Annotated in this window: 24 protein-coding genes and 1 tRNA gene; 10 read left to right on the forward strand and 15 right to left on the reverse strand. The window is 71.8% G+C overall.

Annotated features, from left to right (window positions below):
* Positions 1-214 precede the first annotated feature (214 nt).
* The 11 genes from yicI to ID810_RS11520 all read right to left on the reverse strand — a co-directional run bounded on the left by yicI (position 215) and on the right by ID810_RS11520 (position 13,480).
* Complete coding sequence (gene yicI / locus ID810_RS11470) at positions 215-2,485, reverse strand: alpha-xylosidase (protein ID WP_166858300.1); 2,271 nt, start codon at positions 2,483-2,485, stop codon at positions 215-217.
* 34 nt (positions 2,486-2,519) lie between these two features.
* Positions 2,520-3,401, reverse strand: coding sequence for a carbohydrate ABC transporter permease (locus ID810_RS11475; RefSeq protein ID WP_166858298.1), 882 nt, complete (start codon positions 3,399-3,401; stop codon positions 2,520-2,522).
* Position 3,402: 1 nt separating this feature from the next.
* Complete coding sequence (locus ID810_RS11480; protein ID WP_166858297.1) at positions 3,403-4,359, reverse strand: carbohydrate ABC transporter permease; 957 nt, start codon at positions 4,357-4,359, stop codon at positions 3,403-3,405.
* Between the two features lie 117 nt (positions 4,360-4,476).
* Positions 4,477-5,784, reverse strand: a complete 1,308-nt coding sequence (locus ID810_RS11485; protein WP_166858295.1) for an ABC transporter substrate-binding protein — start codon at positions 5,782-5,784, stop codon at positions 4,477-4,479.
* Entirely contained in the window at positions 5,781-6,842 is a 1,062-nt protein-coding gene (locus ID810_RS11490) for a LacI family DNA-binding transcriptional regulator (RefSeq protein ID WP_166858293.1), read from the reverse strand. The genes ID810_RS11485 and ID810_RS11490 overlap by 4 nt, the downstream gene beginning before the upstream one ends.
* 171 nt (positions 6,843-7,013) lie before the next feature.
* Positions 7,014-7,910 (reverse strand): phosphatase PAP2 family protein, encoded by an 897-nt coding sequence (locus ID810_RS11495; RefSeq protein ID WP_243856706.1) that lies wholly within the window; start codon positions 7,908-7,910, stop codon positions 7,014-7,016.
* A gap of 81 nt (positions 7,911-7,991) precedes the next feature.
* Positions 7,992-9,593 (reverse strand): DUF7059 domain-containing protein, encoded by a 1,602-nt coding sequence (locus ID810_RS11500; RefSeq protein ID WP_166858291.1) that lies wholly within the window; start codon positions 9,591-9,593, stop codon positions 7,992-7,994.
* 17 nt (positions 9,594-9,610) lie between these two features.
* Positions 9,611-10,123: a PH domain-containing protein gene (locus ID810_RS11505; RefSeq protein ID WP_166858289.1), complete on the reverse strand. Its 513-nt coding sequence runs from the start codon at positions 10,121-10,123 to the stop codon at positions 9,611-9,613.
* 140 nt (positions 10,124-10,263) lie between these two features.
* On the reverse strand, positions 10,264-11,448 hold the full coding sequence (locus ID810_RS11510) for a hypothetical protein (RefSeq protein ID WP_166858287.1): 1,185 nt from the start codon (positions 11,446-11,448) through the stop codon (positions 10,264-10,266).
* On the reverse strand, positions 11,445-12,707 hold the full coding sequence (locus ID810_RS11515) for a TadA family conjugal transfer-associated ATPase (protein WP_188232631.1): 1,263 nt from the start codon (positions 12,705-12,707) through the stop codon (positions 11,445-11,447). The genes ID810_RS11510 and ID810_RS11515 overlap by 4 nt, the downstream gene beginning before the upstream one ends.
* Positions 12,704-13,480, reverse strand: coding sequence for a nucleotide-binding protein (locus tag ID810_RS11520; RefSeq protein ID WP_166858285.1), 777 nt, complete (start codon positions 13,478-13,480; stop codon positions 12,704-12,706). The genes ID810_RS11515 and ID810_RS11520 overlap by 4 nt, the downstream gene beginning before the upstream one ends.
* A gap of 227 nt (positions 13,481-13,707) precedes the next feature.
* Between ID810_RS11520 and ID810_RS11525 the strand changes: the two genes are divergently transcribed.
* Positions 13,708-14,541 (forward strand): HAD family hydrolase, encoded by an 834-nt coding sequence (locus ID810_RS11525; protein ID WP_235931699.1) that lies wholly within the window; start codon positions 13,708-13,710, stop codon positions 14,539-14,541.
* Here ID810_RS11525 and ID810_RS11530 read toward each other — a convergent pair.
* Complete coding sequence (locus tag ID810_RS11530) at positions 14,510-15,409, reverse strand: Fic family protein (protein ID WP_166858283.1); 900 nt, start codon at positions 15,407-15,409, stop codon at positions 14,510-14,512. The two genes, ID810_RS11525 and ID810_RS11530, sit on opposite strands and share 32 nt — an antisense overlap.
* 104 nt (positions 15,410-15,513) lie before the next feature.
* Here ID810_RS11530 and ID810_RS11535 point away from each other — a divergent pair, with 104 nt between their 5' ends.
* The 5 genes from ID810_RS11535 (at position 15,514) to ID810_RS11555 (ending at position 19,673) form a co-directional block, all read left to right on the forward strand.
* Entirely contained in the window at positions 15,514-16,482 is a 969-nt protein-coding gene (locus ID810_RS11535) for a hypothetical protein (protein ID WP_166858281.1), read from the forward strand.
* Between the two features lie 97 nt (positions 16,483-16,579).
* Positions 16,580-17,560, forward strand: coding sequence for a hypothetical protein (locus ID810_RS11540; RefSeq protein ID WP_166858279.1), 981 nt, complete (start codon positions 16,580-16,582; stop codon positions 17,558-17,560).
* Between the two features lie 91 nt (positions 17,561-17,651).
* The gene (locus tag ID810_RS11545; protein ID WP_235931701.1) at positions 17,652-18,401 is read left to right on the forward strand and encodes an AzlC family ABC transporter permease; all 750 of its coding nucleotides are present in this window, start codon (positions 17,652-17,654) and stop codon (positions 18,399-18,401) included.
* Entirely contained in the window at positions 18,401-18,721 is a 321-nt protein-coding gene (locus ID810_RS11550) for a branched-chain amino acid transporter permease (RefSeq protein ID WP_166858275.1), read from the forward strand. The genes ID810_RS11545 and ID810_RS11550 overlap by 1 nt, the downstream gene beginning before the upstream one ends.
* Before the next feature lie 49 nt (positions 18,722-18,770).
* Entirely contained in the window at positions 18,771-19,673 is a 903-nt protein-coding gene (locus ID810_RS11555) for an alpha/beta fold hydrolase (RefSeq protein ID WP_166858273.1), read from the forward strand.
* A gap of 49 nt (positions 19,674-19,722) precedes the next feature.
* Here the strand turns inward: ID810_RS11555 and nth are convergent, their stop codons facing one another.
* Entirely contained in the window at positions 19,723-20,388 is a 666-nt protein-coding gene (nth, locus tag ID810_RS11560) for an endonuclease III (RefSeq protein ID WP_166858271.1), read from the reverse strand.
* 217 nt (positions 20,389-20,605) lie between these two features.
* Between nth and ID810_RS11565 the strand changes: the two genes are divergently transcribed.
* Positions 20,606-21,283, forward strand: coding sequence for a Crp/Fnr family transcriptional regulator (locus ID810_RS11565; RefSeq protein WP_166858269.1), 678 nt, complete (start codon positions 20,606-20,608; stop codon positions 21,281-21,283).
* An 89-nt stretch (positions 21,284-21,372) separates the two neighbouring features.
* On the opposite strand, the gene sp36 is transcribed toward ID810_RS11565, so the two are convergent.
* Both sp36 and ID810_RS11575 read right to left on the reverse strand, forming a co-directional pair.
* On the reverse strand, positions 21,373-21,534 hold the full coding sequence (sp36, locus tag ID810_RS11570) for a Sp36 family protein (RefSeq protein ID WP_166858267.1): 162 nt from the start codon (positions 21,532-21,534) through the stop codon (positions 21,373-21,375).
* Positions 21,535-21,589: 55 nt separating this feature from the next.
* Complete coding sequence (locus ID810_RS11575; RefSeq protein WP_166858265.1) at positions 21,590-21,913, reverse strand: WhiB family transcriptional regulator; 324 nt, start codon at positions 21,911-21,913, stop codon at positions 21,590-21,592.
* Between the two features lie 244 nt (positions 21,914-22,157).
* Here ID810_RS11575 and ID810_RS11580 point away from each other — a divergent pair, with 244 nt between their 5' ends.
* From ID810_RS11580 to ID810_RS11590, 3 genes are all read left to right on the forward strand, one after another.
* A complete protein-coding gene (locus ID810_RS11580) occupies positions 22,158-24,389 on the forward strand; it encodes a transglycosylase domain-containing protein (protein ID WP_235931703.1) in 2,232 nt (743 codons plus the stop codon).
* Between the two features lie 12 nt (positions 24,390-24,401).
* Positions 24,402-25,409, forward strand: a complete 1,008-nt coding sequence (locus ID810_RS11585; protein ID WP_425321770.1) for a metallophosphoesterase — start codon at positions 24,402-24,404, stop codon at positions 25,407-25,409.
* A gap of 98 nt (positions 25,410-25,507) precedes the next feature.
* Positions 25,508-25,581 (forward strand) — tRNA-Pro (locus ID810_RS11590).
* Positions 25,582-25,619: the final 38 nt, after the last annotated feature.

Genomic DNA, 25,619 nt, shown 5'->3' on the forward strand with positions numbered 1-25,619 from the left:
CTGAGACGATCCCCACCCGCCGCCAACACCTCGACGCCCCGCATCACCGGAACGACACGAAAAACGACACAGCGTGCGCACGGCCGGCTCATTGCGAATGAGACCATAACCACACCTGAACCACACCCGCTCCATCCCGCTCGAGGCCGAGGATCGCACCGCAACATCACTCCTTGAACCCTCAACCTCGCGTGGACAGACGAGCCGACCCACCTCAGCCGAGCGCAAGCTCCAGGCTCGTGTCCCCCTGCCCCACGGCACGGCGCCCACCGCTCTCAAGCGCCCACGCCCCGCGGGCTCCCGAGGCCGTCGCGCGCAGCGTCCCGCCGTCGTGCACGAGGCGGAAGACGGCCGGCTCGAACCCGTCGTGTGCGGGGACGGTGACAACCCTCTCCTCGCCGTCGGCCAGCTCGTAAACCCGCAGCACGACCCCGGGGACCCAGTCGTCCTCGGGACGGCTCAGGCCCTGGGCCAGGGGCAGGACCGCGCCCTCGCGCACGTACAGCGGCAGTGTGTCGGCCCCATGGGTCTCACGCACCCAGCACGGACCCTGGGCGCTCCGGCCGGTCCAATAGGAGGTCCAGGTGCCCGGAGGCAGATAGACATCCACCTCGCCGTCGGGGTCCATGACGGGGGCGACGAGCAGGTCGGGGCCGAGCATGTACTGGGTGTCGACGTCCCAGGAGCCCCGGTCCTCGGGGAACTCGAGGAACATCGAGCGCATCATCGGCGTGCCGGTGGCATGCGCCTCCTCAGCGGCCGCATACAGGTACGGCATGAGGGACAAGCGCAGGCGGATGAAGGCGCGGGTGACGTCCACCGCCTCCTCTCCGAAGGTCCACGGCACACGCACCGAGCCCGAGCCATGCAGCCGCGCATGGGAGGACAGAAGCCCGAAGGCAACCCAGCGCATGAAGACGTCTGGGTCCGGGGTCCCCTCGAAGCCCCCGATGTCGTGGCTCCAATACCCGAACCCGCAGCTCGTGAGAGACAGCCCGCCACGCAGGGTCTCCCCCATGGAGGCGAAGGTGGACTCGTTATCGCCGCCCCAGTGGACGGGCAGCCGCTGGCCCCCGGCGGTGGCGGATCGGGCGAAGAGGACCGCCTCGCCCTCGCCGCACTCCTGGGTGAGCAGGTCGAAGACGGCCCGGTTGTACAGGTGCGCGTAGTAGTTGTGCATCTTCTCCGGGTCGGAGCCGTCGTGCCAGGCGATGCCGGCCACCGGCACCCGCTCCCCGAAGTCCGTCTTGAAGCAGTCAACGCCGATGTCGAGCAGGCCCGCCAGCTGCTCGCGGTACCAGTCGACGGCCTGCGGGTTGGTGAAGTCAACCAGGCCCATGCCCGCCTGCCACAGGTCCGTCTGCCAGACATCGCCGTCGGTGGTGCGCACGAGATAGCCGCGCTCGGCGCCCTCGTCGAAGAGGTGCGAGCGCTGGGCGATGTAGGGGTTGATCCAGACGCACACCCTCAGGCCCCGGGCCTTGAGGCGCGCGATCATCCCGGCGGGGTCCGGGAAGGTCTCGGGGTCCCACACGAAGTCGCACCAGTGGAAGCCGCGCATCCAGAAGCAGTCGAAGTGGAAGACGCTCAGGGGCAGATCCCGCTCCTCCATCCCGTCGATGAAGGACGTGACCGTCTCCTCGTCGTAGGACGTGGTAAAAGAGGTGGTCAGCCACAGGCCGAAGGACCAGGTGGGCACCATCGGCGGGCGGCCGGTCAGGGCCGTGTACCGGCGCAGGACGTCCTTGGGGGTGGGGCCGTCGATGAGGTAGTAGGTCAGGCGCTCGCCCTCGACGGAGAACTGGGTGCGGGTGTTGACCTCGGAACCGACCTCGAATGAGACGCCACCCGGGTGATCGACGAAGACGCCGTAGCCAGCGCTCGTGAGGTAGAAGGGGACGTTCTTGTAGGCCTGCTCGGAGGCGGTGCCACCGTCCTCGTTCCAGATGTCGATGCTCTGACCGTTCTTGGTAAGGGCGCCGAAACGTTCCCCCAGGCCATAGACGCGCTCGCCCGGGCGCAGGCTCAGCTGCTCGCGCATCCAGGTGCGCCCGTCAAGGCCGGTGACATGGGCGACGGCGCGCGGCAGGGAGGCGGTCAGGGGGCGGTCGGCATGGGTGAAGGCCGCCGTCCAGTCCTCGCCCTCGGCCAGGGCGACGGCAAGCTCGCCCGCGCGCAGGACGAGCCCGTCGCAGTCGCGTTCGACGACGCCCCTGTATGCGGGGTCGGTGACAATCTCGAAGGACGGCCCACGCTCGCGGCGGCCCTTGTGGTGGACGAGCTCGACCTTGATGACACCGTCGGCGACAGCGGTGAAGGTGGCTCTCAACAGGGCCGTGTTGAGGGTGTCGCCGCGGGTGAGGACCGGCCGGACGGGGGCGTGGGCGTGCACGGAACCGTCCTCGACGACAAGGTCGAGCAGCCCGCGGGCCTTGTTCACCTGGTAGCCGTTCCGGTCGAGCCAGTAGCCGTTGGAGAACTTCATCGATGGTTCCTCTGAGGTGGATGGGTGTCGCCGCTCACTTGACCGCACCGGCGGTGACGCCGCGGGTCAGGGTGCGCTGGAAGACCAGGAAGAACAGGAAGGTTGGGATGAGGGAGACGAGTGCTCCCGCGTTGAGGGTGGGAACATCGAGCATGCGGTCGCCCTGAAGGCTGGACAGTGCGATGGGGACGGTCTGGGTGTCGCCGGAGGTCAGCATGACTAGCGGGATGAAGAACTCGTTCCACGTCCAGATGAAGAAGAAGATCATGAGCACGCTCATGGTGGGCCGAACGACGGGATAGACGACCCTCCACAGGATCTGCCATCGCGAGGCGCCGTCGAGCTCGGCCGCTTCCAGCAATGCCCGGGGGAAGGTGCCCAGGACGGAGGACAGCAGGTAGGTGCCGAAGGCGGACTGGATGACGGTGAAGATGATGACGATGGACCAGGGGTTGTCGGTGAGGCCGACTCTGCGGGCCATCATGAACAGTGGGTAGATGAGGCCCTCCTGGGGCAGCATGTTCGCGATCATGAACACGGCGATGATCCAGGCGCGTCCCCGTACCCGCCCCACGCCGATGGCGTAGGCGTTGAACAGCGACAGGAAGGTGCCCAGCACGGCGACGAGGGCGCTGGTCCAGATGGAGTTCCACAGCTTGATTGGGAAGTCGACCCGGTGCCAGAAGTAGACGAGGCCGTCGGTGTAGATCTCGGTCGGCAGGGCCAGCGGTGAGCCGGAGGAGTAGTCCGACGGCGACTTGAAGGCGTTCATCACCATGAGCGCAAAGGGTGTCACCATGACGACGGCGACGAGACCGACGACGGCGAGGATGAGCCAGCGGGTGGCACCGCGGTGGAAACGGTCCCGATGTCGTCCCGGCCGTCCGGGGCGGGTGGATGCGGTGGTGGCGCTCATGTCAGCGTCCTTCCTCCTCACGGCGTGCGCTGCGGTTCTGCAGGACCTGGATGACGCCGGCGATGACGATGATGACGAGCGTGAGGACGGTGGAGACCGCTGCCCCGTAGCCGACCTTCGACTTGTCGAAGAAGTTGAGGTACGAGTAATAGCTGGGCACAAGGGTGGAGGATTCGGGCCCGCCCCTGGTGAGGACGTAGACCGGGGCGAAGACCTTGAGGGCCGCGATAGTGCAGGTGAGCACGATGACGAAGGTCTCCGGCTTGATCTGGGGGACCGTGATGGCCCGGAACCGTGCGAACCAGCCGGCACCGTCGAGCTCGGCGGCCTCGTATAGCTCGGGGTCCACCCGCTGGAGCGCGGACATGAAGATGACGGTTGGGTAGCCGATCTGGATCCAGATGAGCACGAGCATGACCGAGGGCAGCGCGAGCGAGGTCGAGCCCAGCCAGTTCGGCGGCGCGTCCACACCCAGACCCCGCAAGATGCTGTTCAGTGCGCCAGTCTGGGAGTTGAGGATCCAGTTCCACACGATGCCGGCCACGGCGACCGGCAGGATCTGCGGCAGGTAGTACATGGCGCGCAGGGTCGACGCCACGGAGGAGCTGAAGTGCTTGCCGACATAGTCGAAGAGGACGGCGGCGAGCAGCAGCCCAATGAGTGTCGGGACGAGGACCATCGCGACGATCATGAACATCGAGTTCTGGAAGGAGGACCAGAACTTCTCATCGGCCAGCAGCTCGGAGTAGTTGCCCAGCCCGATGAAGCGCATCGGGGCCATGCCTCCCTTCCACTTGTGCAGCGAGTACCAGATGTTCATCACCAGCGGGTAGAGGATGATGACCGTGAAGGCCAGGGCGCCGGGGATGAGGTAGGGCAGGTACGGCAGGGAGCGCCGCCGGGACCGGCGGGTCCTGGGTCCGGCCGCCTGCGGTCGTGTACGGGTAGGTGCGGGCATGCGTCGTCTTCCTCGTCGAGGGTCTGCCGGGTGGAGGGTCGGTGACGGCCCGGCTCGGGGCCGACCCCGTCTGAGGGCGAGGACGTGCCGTACGCGGCGCCCCCTCGCCCTCGGGACTCAGACGTCGACGATCTCCGCCTTGCCCTCCTCGTAGGCGGCCGCAAGGTCCGCCATCGCCTCGGCGCCCGTCTTGGAGCCGTTGATGAGGGACTGCATGGCGGAGACGATCTGGTCGTAGAAGCCGGCGACGGGCCAGTCGGGGTAGAAGGCCAGACCGTCGCCGTCGAGGATCTCCTGGAAGTTCTCCGTCATGACACGGGTCTTGTCGTCCTCGATGGTGGTGGGATCGCCAAGGACCGGCAGCCCACCGTGCTGGGCGAAGACGGCCTGAACCTCCTCGGACAAGGTGATGTCGATGAACTCCGCGGCCAGGTCCGGGTTCTTGGCGTTGGCGGGTACGACCCACAGGTTGCCCGAGGAGCCGGGGTAGAGGTCCGTACCCGGGAAGAGGAACTGGTCCCACTCGAAGCCGGCGATGTCGGCGACCATCCGAGCGAACCACCAGGAGCCGGAGACGAACATCGGGTGCCTGCCCGCGACGAAGGAGGCACCGGCGTCCTCAGCCGTCAGGCCCGCGCTGTCAGCGGCGACGTAGCCCTTGCCGATCCAGCTGGCAAGCCGTTCGGTCCCGGCCTTGATCGGGTCGGCCCTCCAGTCGACGTCGCCTTGGAAGAGTTGGTAGGCGTTGACGAAGTTGCGGTCCGCCTGCGTCAGGACGAGCTGGTACCACAACTGTCCCATCGGGTACTCGGAGCCGGCCTCCGCGAAGGGGACGATGCCCTGGGCCACGAAGGCGTCGCAGACGCTCTCGAGCTCCTCAAGCGTGGTGGGGACCGTGAGCCCCGCCTGCTCGAACATGTCTTTGTTGTAGTAGACGAAGACGTACTCGCCGTAGTTGGGCACGCCGTACCAGTCGCCTGCGCCCATGAGACCGGCTTCGGTGTACCGGGCGGTAGTCTGGAGCGAGGCGGGCAGGGCGGAGTCCCAGCCGTACTTGGCGGCGTAGTCGGTGAGCGGGGTGATGAGGCCCTGGGAGGCGAGTTGTCCGGAGGTGGAGTTGCCCTTGTTGAACTCCATGACGTCCGGGACGTCGTCACCGGTGAGAACGATCTTGGCGTTTTTCTGCAGTTGCTCGAAGGTCTGCTCGACTGTCCTGACCTCGACCTCGGGGTGCCTGTCCTTGAAGATCTCGATCGCGCGCTTCCAGGCGATGGCTTGCGCGGAGGTCTCCGTCTCATAGTCCCAGATGACGAAGGTGGTGGCGCCGCCTTCGGAGGAGCCAGATCCCGAGCCACAGGCGGCGAGGCCGAGGCCGAGGAGGGTCGTGCCCATGAGGCCGGTGAAGGCCCGGCGGTTGATCTTCATTGGTGTGAACCTCTCCGTTGAGATGATGCGGGGAACGTGGGTGGTACGGGGCCGATGGAGCGTCCGGGTACCGGGGTGCACTGGACGAGCCGGTGGCAGTCGGCGGGCTTGATCTCGTCGTCGAGGAGCCGCACGAGCGCGCGTGCGGCGTAGGCACCCATCTGCTCCCCGGGGGCATGCGAGGTGCTCAGAGGCGGGTTCGTCATGGCGCCGAGGGTCCGGGAGGAGACAGCGCCGACGACGGAGATGTCCTCGGGGACGCTCAGGCCCATCTCGTCCAGGCCCGCGACAAGCCCCATGACGGCCATGTCGTTGAGGACGACGACGGCGGTGGGGCGCTGCTCCTGCTGCAACAGCGGGGCGGCCAGCAGGCGGCCGGCGACCGGGCTGGCGTCGCAGGAGACGGTGGCGGGGCGCAGCCGGAGGGACTGCATCGCCTGGACGTAGCCGGCCCGGGCGCGCAGGGCCGGGCCGTAGCCGGAGGCCACTTGGGACTCCGGCCTGCCGACGAAGGCGATGCGCTTGTGGCCCAGGTCGTGCAGGGCGTGGACGGCGTCGGCAACCGCCTGCTCGAAGTCGATGTCGACATAGGCGTGACGCTCCGGGTCGGCGGTGCGGCCGACGAGGACGAAGGGGACCTTGGCCCTTTCCAGGGCCTCGACACGGGGGTCTTCGACGGCCACCTCGACGAGGAGGACGCCGTCAGCCTTGCCCTGGCGGACGATCAGGGCGAGCTCCTCGCCGCCGCCCTCCCGGCTGACGGGCCAGACCGCGAGGTGGTAGCTGAGCTCGGCGGCGGCCGCCTGGGCGCCGCGCACGATCTCGAAGACGGTCTCGCCCATGGCCGTGTCGAAGGCGGGAAAGCTCATGGCCAGGGTGTGGGCGCGGCGGCGCGCCAGTCCCTGGGCCATGGCGTTGGGCTGATAGTCGAGCTCCTCCATGACCCGGCGGATGCGCTCGGCGGTGGCGCGGGCGACGGGGCGTGCGCCGGACAGCGCGTAGGAGACAGTGGAGACGGCGACGTTGGCTCGTCGGGCAACGTCCTGCATCGTGGCCATGCGCACCTCCTTGTGGCTCCCGCGTTCGAAGCGCCTCGTCGAAGCGCTTCGATTCAGCATGTTCCGTGGCTCACGTGCACGTCAAACGAATAAGAGCAACATCGAACATATTCGACTGGACAGCAGTGCCGGGCGGACCACCACCCGCCGTGAGAAAAAGGCAGGTGCCCCTCAGCGCGGGCGCACAGGGGCGAGCCCGGCCAGCAGCGCCAGGCAGGAGCAGGAAACAGCCACCGTGCCGACAGAGCCGGCCGCATAGGCGATGAAGGTGTCGGCGCGCCCCGGAACCTCACTGCCGGTCACGACCGCCCACCAGGTCGCCGCCTCAAGCAGAAGGCCGACCGTCCCGGCCAGGGCGCCGAGCACGCCCAGCGACACAACCCCCGGGCCCCGCGCCGTCGGCCCCACCGCCCAGGCGTCGTCGGACCCGTCCTGCCAGATGCCGCAGGCGACGGCCAGCGCCCCCCAGGCGGTGGCGAGCAGGACGGCGCTGATGACATCCGCCGGACGGTGCCACTGGCACACGAGCGTCGAGTAGCCCATCGCGGCAGTGAGCAGGGCCCCGCCCCAGGCCGCCACCCCCCTGAGGGAGGGGCCGACGACGAGCACGAGCGCCACGGCCGCGGAGGCCGCCACCGCGGTGTGCCCCGAGGGCAGCGTGTTGGCACCGTCCCAGCGCGTGGACAGGCCGTAGTCGGGGCGGGCGAGCACATGGTGCTTGAGCAGCTGGGTGGAGGCGTTGATGGCCACCACCGTGACGACGGCCCACACGGCCCGGCGCCGACTGCCGCGCCAGAGCCCCAGGACGAGGATGAGGAGCACGAGGGCGACGGCGGCGGGCATGGACACGGTGGACAGCAGCGCCCGCGCGTGGGTGTCAATAAAGCGCTCACCGATGAGCGAGCCGGTCAGGGCCGCGTCCTCCATGAACTGGCCGGTGCGCGTGTAGACGAGGGCATACCACAGCAGGAGGACGCCCACGGCGCAGGCGGCAGCCAGCAGCCCGGCCCGGACGCGCTCGGGCCGTCGGGCACCTCGTCGCTCAAGGGTCACGCCGCTGGTTGTCACGTTGTTGATCGTAGGGGGTGGCCGACGGCGGACGGCCGCGCGCCGCCGGGAGCCTCGTCACCCCGGAGCGGCACGCGCCACTCAGAGCTCGAGGAACCCGTCTGCGGCCAGTGCGCGGGTGGCGTCGACCATCTCGGCCCGCAGGGCCTGGGCGTCGCCCCCGGTGAGGGCGGCCACGGCGGAGGCGATCTGGGCGATGCTCAGCTCGCCGTCGGCCACGGAGACCAGGGCCGCGAGCGCGGTCCCGGCCTGCACGGCCCGCCCGAAGCCGCCGCCCTGGCGGATGAGGATGACGGTGGGTTCGCTCTGGCCCGGAGTGAGGTGGCGCTCCTCGGTGACGTCGGCGGCGACGACGGGGTGGAGGTCGGCGACGTCGTCGTCATCCATGGCGGCCAGGCCGGAGCGCACGACGACGCTGCGGGCCAGGTGGGCCCCGAGGGGGCCGGCGGGCCGGGTGCCGACCTCCTCCAGGACGCGCCAGGGCTCACGCTCGACGCCGTCGGAGTCGGGGTCGGGTCGGTGCAGGATGAGGTAGCCGAAGCCGACGGCCTCGACGCTGCGCTCGGCGAAGTCGTCGATCCAGGCGGCCAGGGCGGCGTCGAAGCCGGCGGGGTCCCGCTCGGGGGTGGTGCCGCCGTCGCGCAGCCACATGGTGGCGTACTCGACGGGGTCCTGCGTCTCGCGCTCGATGACCCAGGCGTCGGTGCCCGAGGGCAGCCAGGTGCTCACGTGCTCGCGCCAGTCCTGCCACTCGTGGTGCTCCCAGTTGCCGAGCATGACGGCGCTGGCACCGACCTCGAGGTGCTCGCCCAGGGCGGGGACGAGCTCGGGCAGGACGGGACGGCCTGCATCGCGGTACTCCATGAGCGGCAGGCCTGCCTCACGCACGGCGGGCGGGGTCAGGACGAAGGGCGGGTTGGACACGATGAGGTCGAAGCGACGCCCGGCGACAGGCTCAAGGAGGGAGCCCTGGCGCAGCTCGAGGCGATCGGGTCCGATACCGGCGAGAGCAGTGTTAAAAGCCGTGTAGGCCAGGGCCCGCTCGGAGATGTCGGTGGCGACGACGCGCTCGGCGTGGCACAGCAGGTAGAGGGTCTGGATGCCGCAGCCGCAGCCGAGGTCGAGGGCGGTGCCCACCCGGGTGCGCGGGGTGAGGGAGGCCAGGGTCAGGCCCGCGCCGCCGATGCCCAGGACGTGGTCGCTGGCCAGGGCGCGGCCGGTCTCGAGCTCACCGAGGTCGGAGGCGACCCACCAGCGCACGTCAGGGTCGCCGTCGGACAGGCCGGAGGCCTCGTGGGGGCGCAAGTCGCACCGGGCGCGCACGCGCGGTGAGCCGTCACCGCCGGCGGGGGCGGGCTCAACCAGACCGATCTCGAGGGCGCCGCGGGTGCGGGTGCGGCGCAGGGCGGTGTCGAGCTCGGCGGTGGTGACGCTCTGGCCGAGCATGAACAGGGCGGTGAGGACGGCCGTGGGGGTGGGGGTGGCGCCGACGGCGCGATCCTCGTCGAGAACACGGGCGATGGCGCGCACGGCGGGCAGCCGGATCTCGCGGCGCAGGGCGGCGTCAGCGAGGTCGCCGATGAGGTGGTGGACGGCGTCGACGCCCCAGCCGGTGGCCTCGAGGTCCTTGCGCAGGGTGGTGGCCTGCTCGGGGGTAACGGTGGGGGCGGGATGCGAGGTCATCGGGGTGTGCGGGCCTGTCAGTCGGTGGGGTCGGCGTCGATGGCGCCCTGGATGTCGTGGAAGAGGAGGTTGGAGATCTCGACCTGGACGATCTCCGCCTGGGGCACGTCGGCGAGGATCAGCGGGTCGTCGGAGCTGGTCTGCAGGCGCAGGGTCCCGGCGCCGAAGATGCGGTCGGTGAGGGTGCGCTCCTGCTGGACGTCGCTGATGCGCGAGAGCGGCAGGTCGTGACCGACCTTGTTGATGATGCCCGAGCGGGTGATGACGCGCTTGGAGGTGACGGTGTAGGTGGTCGTCGACCAGCGCAGCCACGGGGCGATGAACAGCGGAATCGCGACGACGACGACAATCGTCCAGATGACGATCCACCCCCAGGGCTGCCAGCTGTCCGGGGCGAGGACGGAGCCGACGATGGCGGCGGCGAGCAGGAGGATCTGGAGAAGGATGCGCCACAGCAGGACCTTGATGTGGGTGTGCATGTGGCGGACGACGACCTCGTCGCGGCTGAGGAGCTTCTTGGACAGTGCCATATGGGCATGGTGCCACGGCCCGCCCCTTGGTGGCTGCTGAGGCCAGAGGATCGTCCGCGCGCCCCGGCTCCGGACCCAGCCCGCGCCCCGACACCGGACCCGGCCCCAGCACCGGTCTCTGCTCCGGACCCGGACCCGGCTCAGCCGGCCAGGAGGTCACCACCGATGCTGAGGACCACCGGAACGATGGCGAGCATGAGGAAGGCGGGCAGGTGGCACAGGCCCAGTGGCAGAACGAGCCGCACGGCCAGCCGCTCGGCCGCCTCACGCTCGGCGGCTTGGCGCCCGGCCCGCAGCGCCGCCGCGCGGGCCGCCAGCAGGGGTGCGGGGCTGGCCCCGTCCTCCCAACCGGGGCGCAGGCTGAGCTCCAGACCCTCCCGGCGGTGGCGCCACCGCCGGGCCCTGGCCGCCCCGGCATGCTCGGGCGCCTGCCATGCCGCCTCCCAGGAGGCCCCGAGCAGCAGCGCCCTTCCGACGACGCCGAGCGCGTCCTCCTCCAGGGCCCGGCCGAGCGCCTCGAGGCAGCCCGGCACCGAGGCCCCCGCCCTCAGGGCCGCGCAGGCCAGGTCGAGGCATAGGGCCTCGTCCACACCGTCCTGATCCTGCTCGGCAGCACGCACGAGCCGCGAGGTGGCCACGTGCCCGATGACCACGAGCACCAGTCCCCCAGCACCGAGCGCGCTGCCCCAGCCGCCGTCGAGCAGTACCTGCAGGGGCCTGGCCCCGACGCCCGCACCCAGGACCAGACCGAACAACGGCAGCCCGGCCAGCAGGCGGGCGGTGGCGCGCGGCCCGGACAGGGCGGTGGCACGCGAGGCTTCGGCGCGGGCTGAGTCAGCCACGCCCTCAGCGACGGCCTCGAGCACGTCAGCAAGAGGGGCACCGAGCGCGCCGGTCAGACGACAGGCGGCCACGGCCCCGGGCACGGCCGCAGCGGCCTCGCGTCGCCGTCGGGCGTCGTCCGGGTCTCGCAGCCGACGCAGGAGCTCGCGAGGGTGGTGGCCCGGCGGTGTGGCGAGGGCGCGCAGGGCCGGGGGCACGCCGTCGTCGTCGGGCACCGTGCCCTCGCTCAGGCCGGCGCGCTCGAGGCCGCGCTGCCAGGCCCGCTGGGTCGTGGCGCCGGCACGCAGGAGGGTGGCGACCTCCGTCAGGAGCAGGGCGACGTCGGGTGCCCGCTGCCGGCCGTGCCCGGGGCGGGTCCAGGCCCCGCCGGCAGACCCGGCAGAGCCGACGGTGCCGACCGGGGGCTCGCGACGGGCGGGCAGGAGCACGACCGCAACGGCCAGGGCGAGCAGCAGCCCGGCGAGCAGGGGCGCCGCGCTCACCATCGGGCCCCCCTCGCCCCGCCGTGCAGAACCCCGTCCGGCGGAACCCTGTCCGGGAACACCCCGCTCGCCAGCACCCCATCGGGCACGAGCGCCGCCAGCCGCTGCACCCCGGGACCGGCATGAAGCGTCCCGTCGGAGCGTCGCAGCAGGGCGTCGTCGCAGTGAAGGCGGCCCTCACGGTCGCGCGAGAGCACACCGATGCGCTCGACGACGCGCCTGTCCCCGCCGCCGGTGCGCAGTCTGCGCAGGTGGACCACGGCGTGCAGGGCGCTGGCCGTCTGGGCGGCCACCGCCGCCTCATCCAGGCCCGCGAGCGCCCCCAGGGCGGTGAGCCTGGCGGGCACGTCCGCCGGAGAGTTGGCGTGCAGGGTGGCCCAGCCGCCCTCGTGCCCGGTGTTGAGGGCGGCCAGGACCTCGCGCACCTCAGGCCCGCGGCACTCACCCAGGACGATGCGGTCGGGGCGCATGCGCAGGGCGGTGCGCACGAGGGCGGTCATGGGCACAGCGCCAACACCCTGGACGTTGGCCCCGCGCTCCTGCAGGTGGATGACATGCGGGTGGTCGGGACACAGCTCGCTGGCCTCCTCGACGCACACGATCCGCTCGGTGGGGGCCACGAGCCCGAGGAGGGCCGCCAGGAGGGTCGTCTTGCCGGTGCCGGTCGCGCCGGTGACGAGGCAGGAGGCGCGCTCGGACACGAGGGCTGCGAGCACGGGCGCGAGGGGGGAGGCGACGGTGCCGACGGCAACGAGCTCATCGAGAGTGAAGGCCCGCCGTCGCCTGGTGCGCAGGCAGATGAGGGTGCCGTCGTCGCTGAGGGGAGGAAGGACGGCGTTGAGGCGGGTGCCGTCGGCGAGCGTGGCGTCGACGACGGGGCTGGCGTCGTCCAGGCGGCGTCCGGCGGAGGCGGCCAGGCGCACGGCCAGGGCGCGCGCCTGCGCCTCGGGCAGGGCGGCTGCGGGGACCGGTTCGAGCCCGTGGCCGCGGTCGATCCACGTGTGCCCGCCGCCGACGAGGACGTCGGTGACGCCGTCGGTCTCGAGCAGGGGCTGCAGGACGGGCCCGGCACCCTCGACGTCGGCGCGTACCCGCTCTCCCAGGGCCGCCAGGCCGTCGGCTCCCCGGGCCGGGCGGGCCTGGGTGTCGAGGGCGGTGGCGAGGTCGGTGCCGCGGGCGAGGGCGGAGCGCACACGCTCGAGCTCGGTGTCGGCCGGGGCGCCTGCGGCCCGGAGGTCCAGCCGGTCGGTGGGGCTCATCCGATCCCCTGCGGGAGCGCGACGCCCAGGGGCAGCCACTGCGGCGCCCAGCTGGGTGGGCGCTCGGCGGGCTTGGGAACCGGGGCGGGCTCTGGCCGGTCGCACAGGCGCTCGGCGAGGAGTCGGGCGGCGCGACGTGAGGCGCCCCGGCTGGAGGTGACGTCGTCGCCCAGGGCCGCGCGCTGGCGCACGCTCCGGTCCTCCGGGAGGTGGCCGAGCACGGTGCAGCCGGTGAAGGTGGCGAGCTCGGCCTCGCACAGGTCCTCCCCGACCTGGCGCACCACGAGTGCGGGGGTGCTCGAGGGCATCCGGGCGGCACGGATTCGGGCGGCGACGGCGGAGCGCAGGTCCTGGCCGGTGAGCACCAGGGTCTCGGCCCCGGGTGGCGGGGTCCATGTGCGGGGCAGGTCGATGAGGACGAGGTCCTGCTCACGGGCGAGGGCGTCGAGGATGGGTGAGAGTCGTCCGGGGCCCTCGGGCCCGCCCCGGTCGTCACCGGTGAGGATGCGGCAGCCACGCCAGGCCGGCAGGGCCCGGGTGAGGCGGGCGGAACGGAAGGCGGTCTCGTCGGCGGGCAGGTCGCCCCACACGAGTCCGGGGCCGAGGCCGTCACCGAGGTGCAGGCCGAGACCTCCGGCGGGGTCGGCGTCCACGACGGCGACGCGCCAGTCCTGGGCGGCCAGGGCCCGGGCAAGCAGGAGGGTGAGGGTGGTGGCGCCGCAGCCGCCGAGGGCGCCGGTGACGGCGAGGATCCGGGACCTGGTGCTGCTCACGTGGGCCTCCTGCGGGTGCGTTCGGACGGGATCGCCCCAGAGTGCGTCCCGACGACGCGGGGCGCAGCCCTCCCCCGCCCGGCCTGTGGACAACTCTGGGCGGGCCTGCCGCGGGGCTGCCTGTGGAGCCCGGTCCTCGTTAGACTGGGCTGGTCGCGGGGCCCGGCATCGGGCCCTGCCGGTGCTGTGGACCCCGCACCGGCTCGCACCAGGCCCGAGGAGGGACGTTGGCCGCCACCCGCACCGCCGCCTACTTCGACCTCGACAAGACTGTCCTGTCCACCTCGACCACCTTCGCGCTGTCCATGCCCATGCGCCGCTCGGGCCTCATCTCCGCCCCCACGCTCGCGCGCAGCGTCGTCGTCCAGCTCCCCTACCTCCTCTTCGGGGCCGACGGCGAGCAGGGCACCCGCCTGATGAACCAGATCGCCGCCTTGTGCGCGGGTATCGAGCGTGCGGAGGTTGAGCGGGTGGTCGCCGAGGCCATGGCGACGGCCATCGAGCCCGCGATCTACACCGAGGCCCTGGACCTCATCGAGGCACACCGCCAGGCGGGTCACGACGTCGTCATCGTCTCTGCCTCGACGGAGGAGACGGTGCTGCCCATCGCCAGGCTCGTCGGCGCCGACCGGGCGGTGGCCTCACGGATGGAGGTGGACGCCGCGGGCCGCTTCACCGGTCAGGTCGAGCGCTCCCTCATGCACGGCGCGAAGGTGCCCGCCCTCGAGGCGGACGCCGCCGAGCACGGCATTGACCTGTCCTCCTCCTGGGCCTACTCGGACTCCGTCTCGGACCTGCCCATGCTTCAGGCCGTGGGGCACCCGGTGGTCGTCAACCCGGACCGCGACCTGCGCCGCCACGCCGCCGAAGCGGGCTGGCCCGTGCGGGACTTCGAGCCGCCGGTGCGTGTGGCCCGGCATGCGGGGGCCGACGCCCTGGAGGAGATGCGCGAGGCTCTGCCGCAGCTGTGGAAGGTGGGGGTGGCCGCCGCCGGGCTGTTCGCCGTCGGCGCTGTGGCAGCCTGGGCGGTCACGAGCGGCCCTGTGCGCCCGCGGCGGTAGTGCCGGCCTGGATGTCGCGGCACAGGCTCAGCCCCTCCTCGATGCCGACGAGCAGCGCCTGCGCCTGCCATACGACCCAGTCGACGACGCCGTCGCCCGTGCCCGAGGCGTAGGCCGCGAGCGCCTGCGCGTAACCGCCCGGGTCTCGCGCCGCCCACAGATCCGCCACAGCCACCCCCGTGGGCTCCAGGCCGTCGCGGGTGACGAGGTGTCGGGCGAGCAGGCGTGCGACGGCGGCATTGCCCGCGGTGAAGGGTCTGGCGGCGACGGTCTCGGCGTGGACGACGGCGGCCCGCACGAGGGCGGGAGCACCGGGGACGTCGACGAGGTGGAGGATCCCGTCGAGGCGTGCGGTCAGGGCGGGCCCGTCCGGTGTGGGCCCGGGTCCGCCCTCGAGCGGTGCGGTCCCGGCCGGGCGGGGGACGGCGACGTCGGCCACGGGGATCGTCCCGGCGGCAGCGAGCGGTCCGACGACGTCGCGGTGCAGGGCGGCCAGCAGCTCGCGGGGAGTGGGCTGGGCGGGGCGCAGGGGGCCGCGCAGGTCCGGCCACCAGCGGGTCAGGCGCACGCCGGCGCGCCACAACCCGGCGGCCGCGTCGAGGGCGGGGTCTCCAGTCAGGGCCTCGGTCAGGGTGCGCTCGGCCACGGCCTCGCGCAGCAGGCGGGCGGGCACGACGGCGCCCTCGACGCCGGCGGAGGCGACGGCCCCGCGCACGGCGGCCTCGACACGGGCCTCGCGCCAGCGGCGGCGCAGTGCCTCGCTCCACCTCAGCGCGGTGGAGGCCTCGCGCACAGCGGCCTCGGCCTCGCGCACGCGCGGGTGGGCGGCGACGGCACGCAGCGCGGCGACGGCGGGGTCGGTGCTCACCGGGCCACCTTAGGCGCCAGCAAGTGGGACGCCGGCCACCCGTCCTCCGATCCGGTATCCGATCCGACGTCCCGCCCCACTGGCCCGCCGCTATTCTCTGCGCCGTGAGCACGACACAGCCCCGTGAGCCAGGCTCCCCCGTCGGCGCGGTCCCGGCGCCCGGTGGCGGCGTCCCCCTCGTCCCGCGCGGTCGCAGACGTGATCACGCGCTGGTCGCAGTCGTCGGTGCGCTTCTGGCTCCCGTGCTGCTGGCGGTGGCGGGCCTGGCGGCCTCGTGGTCCCTGGAGGGGCGCTGGGCGGCGGCCCTGGGGGCCATCGTCGTGCTCTTCATGGTCTCGGGCGCCGCGCAGGCGCTCTTCGCCGTCCGCTCCTCACTGGGCGGCCTCGTCACGGGCCTCGTCGCCCTGGCGACCCAGGGCATCATCCTCGTCGGCCCGGGCGGCGCTGCTGACGCGCCCGTGGCGTGGGCGCGCGCCCTCATCCCCACCGGCATGGTGCTCATCCTGGCGGGCCTGACCCTGGGCGGGGCGTGGGCGATGCACGTGGCGCGCCGGGCGGGCCGCGAGCAGGCGCGCCATGCCCATACCCAGGCCCAGGCGGACCGTGCGCTCGGGGTGAGGCCGGCACCGCCGCCGGACCGGCGTCGTGACCACGTCCTGTCCTTCCCGGCGGTGGCGGCGGGCGTCGTCGGCGGCCTGTACCTGCTGCGCGAGGAGTACGGCCGTATCGTCACCGACACCTCCACTCTGCCCACCGCCCAGGGCCTTGGGGTTCTGCTGTGCGCCCTGGCGCTGCTGGTGTCGGGTGCCACCTGGGCGGGGCGCTCGACGCTCGGGGCGCGCGTGGTGGGGCCGCTGCTGGCGGTGGCGGGGTTACCGCCGCTGCTGTCGGGGCTGGGCCATCTGCCGGGCCGTGGCCTGGCGGGGGTGCTGGCGCCAGCGGACGCGGCGGGGATCAGCCTTGTGGGCGCGGGCGTGATCCTGGCGACCATCGGCTGGGGCGTGCACCTGGCTCGCCGTGAGGGGCGCCTGAGCCAGGCTCGTCTGCTGCGGGGCGGGACGTCGGAGGCCTGAGGCGGCTGTGCGCCGCACCCGTCAGGGGCGCACGCGGCACGCCTCCCGTGCGCCGGGTTGTGGGGCCGTTACGGTGGCCAGGTACGAAGGAGGTCCTGTGAGCACCGAGAACCCCACCCGTTTCGAGGACGAGTCGTCCGACCCCGCCACAGCTGAGGCCGTGGTGCTCGGCGACGATCTTGAGGTCCCGGTCCCGGCGCCGGTCCTGGATGACGAGCCCGCCGCCGAGGCCGCGAATTCCGCCGACTCCCTGACCGTGCGCCGCCGCTCGATCTTCGCCGACGCCGAGGCCGCTGCCGACGAGACCGTCACCTCCGAGAAGGAGCAGACCGACGCCATCCCGGACCCGGTGACCGTCTCCGCCCCCGAGGAGGAGACCCGGGCCGGGCCCCTCGAGACCACAGAGAGCACAGAGAGCACAGAGAGCACAGAGCGGGCAGGCGCGCGCGAGGACAAACCCACAGCGGAGCCCAACAGGCAGGACGAGGCCTTCACCCTGGCCTGGACGGAGCACCGACCTCGGCACGCGGCCCCGCGCACGGAGGACGACATCCTCCTCAAGGGCTCGACCGTCGTCGGCAAGCCGGCCCCGCGTACCACCGCTCACTGGGCGGGCATCCTGCTTTCCGTCGTCCTGCTGCCCTTCGCCTGGTTCTTCCTGCACGACTCTGCCGCGCAGGTGCTGACGGCGACCGAGCCCCACCGGTTCGTCCTCAATGTCCCGGGACTCGTGGAGCTCGCCGTCGGCGCCCTGGCCCTCGTCCTGGCCCTGTGGACGGCCCGTCGCTCCTCACTCGGCTCCATCCTCGTGGGCGTCCTTGCCCTCCTCATCGGGATCGTGGGTCTCGCCGCGCCCGGCGTCATGAACCTGCACCTGTCACCGGTGCTCGACCGCCTGGCCCAGCAGTCGACCCCGGGCGCGAACCTCGCCTCCTACGTGTGGTCTGACGCCGCCACCGGGCGCCTGGCCTGGGCCGGTCTGCTGCTCATCATGGTCGGCGTCGTCTCCCACTCGGCCCGCCGGGCGGGACGACGCGAGCAGGAGGTCGTCGACCAGGTGCGCAAGAACGTCGACTGACCCCACCCGCACCTTCCGCTCCCACAGGCACCCCGGTCTCACCATGAGGTCGGGGTGCCGCTGTCGCCACCGGCACTCCTACCCTGAGGCGGTGCCCTTCCCCGACGACCTCCCAACTCAGACGCTTCGCGACGCCGCGCGCGACGCCGTGCCCGTCGTCATCGGCTACCTCACCCTGGGAATGGCCGCCGGGACACTGCTGGCCGCCGCCGGGCTGTCCTGGTGGTGGGCACCGCTGTGGTCGCTGGTCATCTACTCGGGCACGATGCAGATGCTGCTCGTACCGCTCGCGGCCGCCGGCGAGCCCCTGACGGTCATCGCCGCATCCACGGTCTTCGTCTCCGGCCGCCACGTGTTCTACGGGCTCGGCTTCCCGCTGGAGCGGCTCCGCGGCGGTGTGCTGCGACGCCTCTACGCGGTGCACGCCATCACGGACGAGGTCTACGCCCTGCTCGCCTCCAAGGACCGCACGCGCATGAGCGGCACCTACCTGCTGGGCGTGGAGGTCCTGAGCCAGCTCTCCTGGATCCTGGGCACGACGGCGGGGGCACTCGCGGGTACATGGCTCGCGGCGGTGGTCGGCCAGGACATCCAGCTCCTGGGATTCGTGCTCACCTCCCTGTTCGTCGTCCTGGCCATCGAGAACTGGCGCACGCAGCCGGACCTCGCGGTGCTGACACTGGGAGCCGTCGCCGGCGCGGTGGGGCTCGCCGTCGGCGGGCGGGCCGCGCTGCTCAGCGCCCTGGGGGTGCTCGCCGTCGGACTGACCGCCCTGTTCCTGTGGCGGCGTACGACCAGCTCGTCCGACGGCGTGGCCGCCTCCGAGGAGGTGGGCGCCTGATGCTGTCCACCACTCAGATGATCCTGGCCGTCATCGTGGTCGCGGCCCTCACCTTCGCCTGCCGGCTCACGCCTTTCGTGCTCCTGCGGGGCCGGCACAGCGACCTGGTGGAGTTCTTGTCGACGACCATGCCGCTGGGCGTCATGATCGTTCTCATCGCCTACACGCTCGACGGCGTGGTCGCGGACCCGGCGCGGTGGGTGCCGGCGCTGGCGGGCATCGTGGCGACGGCGGGCTTGCACCTGTGGCGCCGCCAGATCGGGCTGTCGCTCGTCGGGGGCACGGGGGTGTACATCGTCCTGTCCCTTCTGCTCGGCTGAGGTGGAACAGCGGTGCCGACGCCGGCGCGGCGCCGGTAACCTTCCCGACGTGCCCGTCTCCGTTACTCTCCCCGGCCCCTGGGCCCACCGCAGTCTCACGGCCGGGGGCACGCGCTTCCATGTCGCCCTCGCCGGCCCGGACCCGATGCCGGGCGAGGGCCCGATGCCCCCGCTGGTGCTGCTGCTGCACGGTTTCCCGGAGTGCTGGTGGGCGTGGTCGGAGGTCATGCCGTCCCTCGCTGAGGCGGGTCACCGGGTCGCGGCCCTGGACCTGCGGGGCTTCGGCGGTTCGGACCGTCCGCCGTCGGGCTACTCACTCATGACCCTGGCCGACGACGTGCAGGGGGTCATCCGCAGCCTGGGGCACGAGTCGGCACTCGTCGTCGGCGCGGGGCTCGGGGGTCAGGTGGCGTGGCTGCTGGCCGCTCGGGACCCGGGTACGGTGCGCGCCATCGTGCCGGTAGGCGCCCCGCACCCGGTGGCCGTGCGCTCGCTGCGCGGTCGGCGGCTGTCCGGGGCCTCCCTGCAGTACCTCGCCTTCAAGACGCCGGTGCTGCCGGAGCGGAGCCTGTCGACGACGGCGGGCATGGAGCGGCTGCTGCGCTCGTGGGCGGCGCCGGGCACGCGGGAGGCGGCGGCGAGGCCGGCACCGTACTACGCCGCGCTGCTGGCGCGCCCGGGAGCGGCCCGCTCAGCGATGGCGACGATGCGCAACTCTCTGCTCAGCCGCCGCGAGCTGTCGACGCTGGAGCATCCGGTGCGGGTGCCGGTGCTGAGCGTGCAGGGCCAGCTGGACCCGGTGCAGCCCGCGCAGGCCTACGCGCGTGACACACACCATGTGGCGGGCAGGCTGCAGCAGGTGACGGTGCACGGGGTGGGCCACTTTCCCCACCGCGAGGCGCCCGAGCGGCTGCTGGAGGCCGTCCTGCCCTTCCTGGAGGAGATGTCCTAAACCCGACGGCGGGGGCGGCGTCGTCGTCGGAGCGGGGGCGGGGGCCGGGTCAGAGGCCCACCCGGGGGCACAGGCCGGCCTCGAGCAGGACGCAGTCCCCGCAGCGCGGTGAACGCGCCCGGCACACCGAGCGTCCATGCGCGATGAGCCGGTGGCAGCCGTCCGTCCAGCGCTCCGGGGCCCACAGCGCCGCGATGTCCTGCTCGGCCTTGAGGGGGTCGGTGTGAGTGGTCCAGCCGAGCCGGCGGCTCAGGCGCCCGACATGCGTGTCCACGGTGATGGCGGGCACGCCGAAGGCGTTGCCGAGGACGACGTTGGCGGTCTTGCGCCCGACGCCGGGCAGGGCGGTGAGGGCATCGCGCTCGGCCGGAACCTCGCCGTCGTGCCGCTCAACCAGGCCCTGCCCCAGGCCGATGAGCCGCTCAGCGCGGGTGCGTTGCATGCCCAGGGGCCGCAGAATCCCCTCGAGGAGGGCGGGCTCGGCCTGGGCCAGCGCGGCGGCGTCGGGCCAACGGTCGAAGAGCCCGGGGGTGACGGTGTTGACCCGCGCGTCCGTGGTCTGGGCGGACAGGACGGTGGCGACGAGCAGCTGGAAGGGGCCGGAATGGTCGAGGGCGCAGCGGGCGTCGGGGTAGAGCAGGCGGAGCTCGTCGTCGACGGCGGCGGCCCGCTCCACGAGGGAGGGGGCCGGGACCGGTGAGGGTGTGCGTGCCATCGGTACCCATCCTGCCGCTCTCGGGTCCTGCGGCGCACCGGTGTCAGTCGGCGGGGCGGCTCGCTGCTCCAAGGGGGGCGTAGGGCCGCTGTGGCCGACTTGAAAGGTGGCGCAGCATGACTAAAATGCTCGACGGCGTGCCATAGGTCACAGACCCATGGCAGGATAGACGCGTGAGAGCTCGGCTCGGGCTCAAAGGACCAGTAGGAGGACCTTCGTGGACGACAGCATCATCTCCAGGATCCCACTCTTCGAGGGGATGGGACCCGAGGAGCAGGAGGAGCTGCGCGCCATGATGTCGCAGACGACTCTGCGCCGTGGCGAGACACTCTTCAACGAGGGAGACCCCGGCGACCGCTTCTACGTCCTCCTGTCCGGCAAGATCAAGCTCGGCCATGCCTCCGCGGACGGTCGTGAGAACCTGCTCGCGGTCCTGGGTCCCGGCGAGCTGGTCGGTGAGCTCACCCTCTTCGATCCGGGCCCGCGCTCGACGACGGCGACCGCCGTGGCCCCCACGGACCTGCTCACCCTCGAGCACAGCCAGCTCATGACCTTCATCGAGACGCACCCGCAGCTCGCCAAGGACATGCTGCGTGCGCTGGCCCAGCGTCTGCGCCGCACGAACACGGCGCTGGCCGACCTCGTCTTCTCCGACGTCCCCGGGCGCGTGGCCAAGGCCCTGCTGGACCTGGCGGACCGCTTCGGTTCGACGACGGAGGACGGCGTGCACGTGCCGCACGACCTCACTCAGGAGGAGCTCGCCCAGCTGGTGGGTGCCTCGCGCGAGACCGTCAACAAGTCGCTGGCTGAGTTCGTCTCCCGCGGCTGGATCCGTCTTGAGGGCCGTGCGGTGACGCTGCTCGACGTCGACCGGCTGCGCCGCAGGGCCCGCTGAGCACCTGGCGCCGCACTACGACACAAAAACACCGGTGGCCCGCCTCCCGGCTGGGAGGCGGGCCACCGTGCTGCGTGTGAGCCGACCGCTCAGTCCTGGCGGGGGCGCTTGAGGTAGGCGACGAGGTTGTCCGAGCCGGTCGGGCCGGGGACGACCTGGACGAGCTCCCAGCCGTCGGCACCCCACTGATCGAGGATCTGCTTGGTGGCGTGGGTGAGAAGTGGAATGGTGGCGTACTCCCATGTGGTCATGGGTCAAGCCTACGGTGCCGACCGGTGCAGCAGGGACCTCAGCCGCAGGGCCGTGTCAGCGGACGCGGGCGAGAATGCGCGGGGCCCGGTGGGCGTGGATCTCAGCGACGAGCTCGTCGTCCTCCTGGCGCAGCCAGGCGCTCCAGTCCTCCACCTCGGGAAAGCGCCGCAGGAGGGCACGGCGCTCACGCTCGGTGAGGCCACCCCAGACACCGAAGGAGGACTCGGAGTCCAGAGCCTCGGCCAGGCACTCCATGCGCACGGGGCAGGAGAAGCACAAGGAGCGGGCGTCGCGCTGCTCAGCGCCCTTGCCGAAGAGCTGGTCCGGTTCCACGTTGGCGCAGGAAGCGCGGACCGCCCAGGTCTGATCGAAGGTCATGTCACGCTCCCGTCTACGCGACGAGCGACCACTGTGTCGCCGTCGTCACATCACCGTAGGCCATAGTGAGCAGTTCCACCAAATCACCCCGAGCCCGAGACTCGATTCCCCGGACAGATCGATCCACCAGGGTGTAGGTGTGTCCACCTGCCAGCATGGCTTCCATGCGGGCCCAGGCGGCTCCCAGGCACGCACAGGGAGACCCACACTACGTCTTAGCAGCGCAGGCACGTAGTCTGGGGCCATGTCGTCCTCATCTCGCGGCCGGGCCCCCTCGCCGATCAAGGCCGTCTCGATGCTCCTCGCCCTTGTCATGCTCTCCGGCTTCGGTGGAGTCCTCGCGGCCGGCTTCGCGATGCCCCTCGTCGGTGCGACCTCAGCGGTGACCAACGCGGGAGCCCAGCTCTTCAACGAGCTGCCCACGGACTTCAACGCCCTCGAACCCAGCGAGGTCTCGGTCATCCTCGCCGCAGATGGCACGGAGATCGCCCAGTTCTACGCGGAGAACCGCATCGTGGTCCCCCTGGACCAGATCTCCGTCAACATGCAGAACGCCATCGTCGCGGTGGAGGACCGGCGCTTCTACCAGCACAAGGGCGTCGACCCCACGGGCATGGTGCGCGCGCTCGTGTCGAACGCCTCGGGAGGCTCGCAGGGCGCGTCAACGCTGACCCAGCAGTACGTGCGCAACGTCCTCGTCGAGGCGGGCGTGCAGTCGGACGACCCGGCCCAGATCGCCGCCGCGACGGAGCGGAGCACCGCACGCAAGCTGCGGGAGATCAAGTACGCCCTCACTCTCGAGCAGACCTACACCAAGCAGCAGATCCTCGAGGGCTACCTCAACATCGCGGCCTTCGGCCCCTCGACCTACGGCGTCGAGGCCTCGGCGCAGCACTACTTCTCCCACTCCGCGGCCGAGCTGACGGTGGCGGAGGCCGCACTGCTGGCAGGGATGACGAACGCGCCCGGCGCCTACGACCCCATCGCCTTCCCGGAGGCGGCCAAGGACCGCATGGACTGGGTGCTGCTCAAGATGTACGAGGAGGAGTTCATCACCCAGGAGCAGTACGACGAGGCGGTCACCACCCAGATCGAGGACATGCTGCACGTGACCAACACGGTCGGCGGCTGTGCCGCGGCGGGCAGCGCCGCCTACTTCTGCGAGTACGTCGTCGGCGAGATCGAGAACTCTCCGCTGTTCGGCGAGACCGAGGCCGAGCGCCGCCAGCTGCTGCTGCGCGGCGGTCTGACGATCACGACGACCCTCGACCCGGCCAAGCAGGCCGCGGCGGACGCCGCGATCCAGGAGTACGTGCCCACGGGGGACCCGTCCAATGTCAAGGCCGCACTGGTGTCGGTGCAGCCGGGCACGGGCCGCATCCTCGCCATCGCCCAGAACACGAACTACGGGGACGCCACCGAGGACAACCCGACGGCGACCCAGATCTCCCTGGGAGTGGACGCCCTGCACGGCGGCCTGGAGAACGAGGACGGGACCTCCGGGTTCCAGCCCGGATCGACCTTCAAGACCTTCGTCCTGGCCCAGTGGTACCAGGAGGGGCGCTCGGGTTACACGCCCATGAACACCACGCCCACCAGGTTCCCGGCCGCGACGTGGAAGATCTCCTGCGCCCCGGAGAACGCCGACGACTGGAACGTGGGCAACGCCAACGCCTTCGAGGGCGGCACGAACAACGTCATCCGCTCGACCCAGCTGTCCATCAACGTCGGCTACGCCCGCATGACCGCGGCGATGGACATCTGCTCCATCACGGACCTGGCAGCCAAGATGGGCGTGACGACGAATGCCGGGGAGCCTTTGGCGCCGAAGCCCTCCATCGCCCTGGGCTCGCAGGAGGTCACGCCCCTGCAGATGGCCAACGCCTACGCCACCTTCGCCGCGCACGGTGTGTACTGCAAGCCCATCGCCATCGACGCCATCACCGACTCCGACGGCAATGCGCTGTCGGTGCCCTCCGCGGAGTGCACGCAGGTGATGGAGGCCGAGGCCGCGGACCAGACCGCTCTCACCCTCACCTATGTCATGCGCTCCCCGGGCACGGGTATGACCGCGGCCCTGGCGGGTGGGCGTCCCTCAGCCGGCAAGACGGGGACGACCGAGCTGATGGACAACGCCTGGTTCGCGGGCTTCACGCCGAGCCTGTCCGCCGCCGTCTGGCTTGGTCACTCCGAGAGCTACTCGCCCATGAACAACCAGGTCATCGGCGGGCGCTGGTACTCGACGATGTACGGTTCGGATGCGCCCGCACCCCTGTGGAAGATGTACATGGACGGCGCCCTGGCGGGCACGCCCCACGAGCACTTCCCCCAGGTGAGTCTCGGTGTTCAGCCGACGCCCACCCCCGCGCGCACACCCAAGCCGACTCCCGCGTCCCACGAGGAGGACGGGGAGGCGGGCACCTCCACGACGGAGCAGTCGGCTCAGCCACCGACGACCACCGTGAGCGGGGGCTGAACCATGGGAAGCGTGGGCGTCACGGACTCGGGAGTACGGGCGGCCGCTCGTGCGGCGGTGCGCGCCGCGGGGACGGTGACCGCCGTCGGCGCCGGGGTGCTGGGCTACGCCCTGCTGGAGGCCACGATGCCGGTGCTGCGGCGCCTGGACGTGCCGGTACTCGCCCCGGGCGAGGAGCCCCTCACGCTCCTGCACCTGTCCGACCTGCACCTGACGGACCGCACCGCGGCTCGTGTGGCCTGGGTGCGCTCGCTGTCGCGCCTGCAGCCTGACATCGTCATCAACACCGGTGACAACCTGTCCTTCGCCAGCGGCCTGGCACCGTTGAGCGATGCGCTGGAGCCTTTCCTTCAGCTGCCGGGCGCCTTCGTCATGGGTGACCACGACTACCGCTCCACCACTTTCAGCCTGCCCACACGCTACCTGCGCCGCGATCCGCGTGACGCGGACGACCCGCAGCGGGAGGTCGAGGCCCTGCCCTGGCACGAGGTGCGCGATCTGCAGCGCTCGGGCGGCTGGGTGGACCTGACGAACACGCGCGGCGAGCTGCGCGTGCGCGGGCGCCGGGTGCGGCTCGTGGGGGTGGATGACCCTCACGCGGACCGGGACGTGTACCCGCAGCCGTCCGAAGTGTCTGAGGCGGCCGGGCCGTCGCCGTCGGAGAACACCTGGGTGCGCGGCCGCGAAGGCCACCCGCTGCACCTGGGGTTGGTGCACGCCCCCTACCGGCGGGTCCTGTCCGCCATGAGTGCCGACGACGTCGACCTCGCCCTGGCCGGCCACACGCACGGCGGGCAGCTGTGCCTGCCGGGCTTTGGGGCACTGGTGACCAACTGCGACCTGGACCGCGAGCGCGTCACACGACGGCTGTCGCAGTACCCGGGACAGATCGGTCAGCCTCAGGCGGCCGACCACATGTACCTGCACGTGTCGGCCGGCCTGGGCACGAGCCCCTTCACGCCGGTGCGCCTGGCGTGCCGCCCGGAGGCCACGCTGCTCACGCTGCTGCCCGCCGAGTGAGGCGGTGACCTGGCTGCCGCTGGGCGCGCACGTGACTGAGCACTCAGGCCGGTGATTTCCCACGGTCCTGCGCGAGTGGTTATAGTTCCCTCTGCACACGGGGTGTGGCGCAGTTTGGTAGCGCGCTTCGTTCGGGACGAAGAGGTCGTGGGTTCAAATCCCGCCACCCCGACGACGAGGACGCCCGCAGGTTCGCGGGCGTCCTTCTTG

Origin of the sequence: Actinomyces respiraculi (assembly GCF_014595995.2) — a bacterium.
Classification (GTDB): Bacteria; Actinomycetota; Actinomycetes; order Actinomycetales; family Actinomycetaceae; genus Actinomyces; species Actinomyces respiraculi.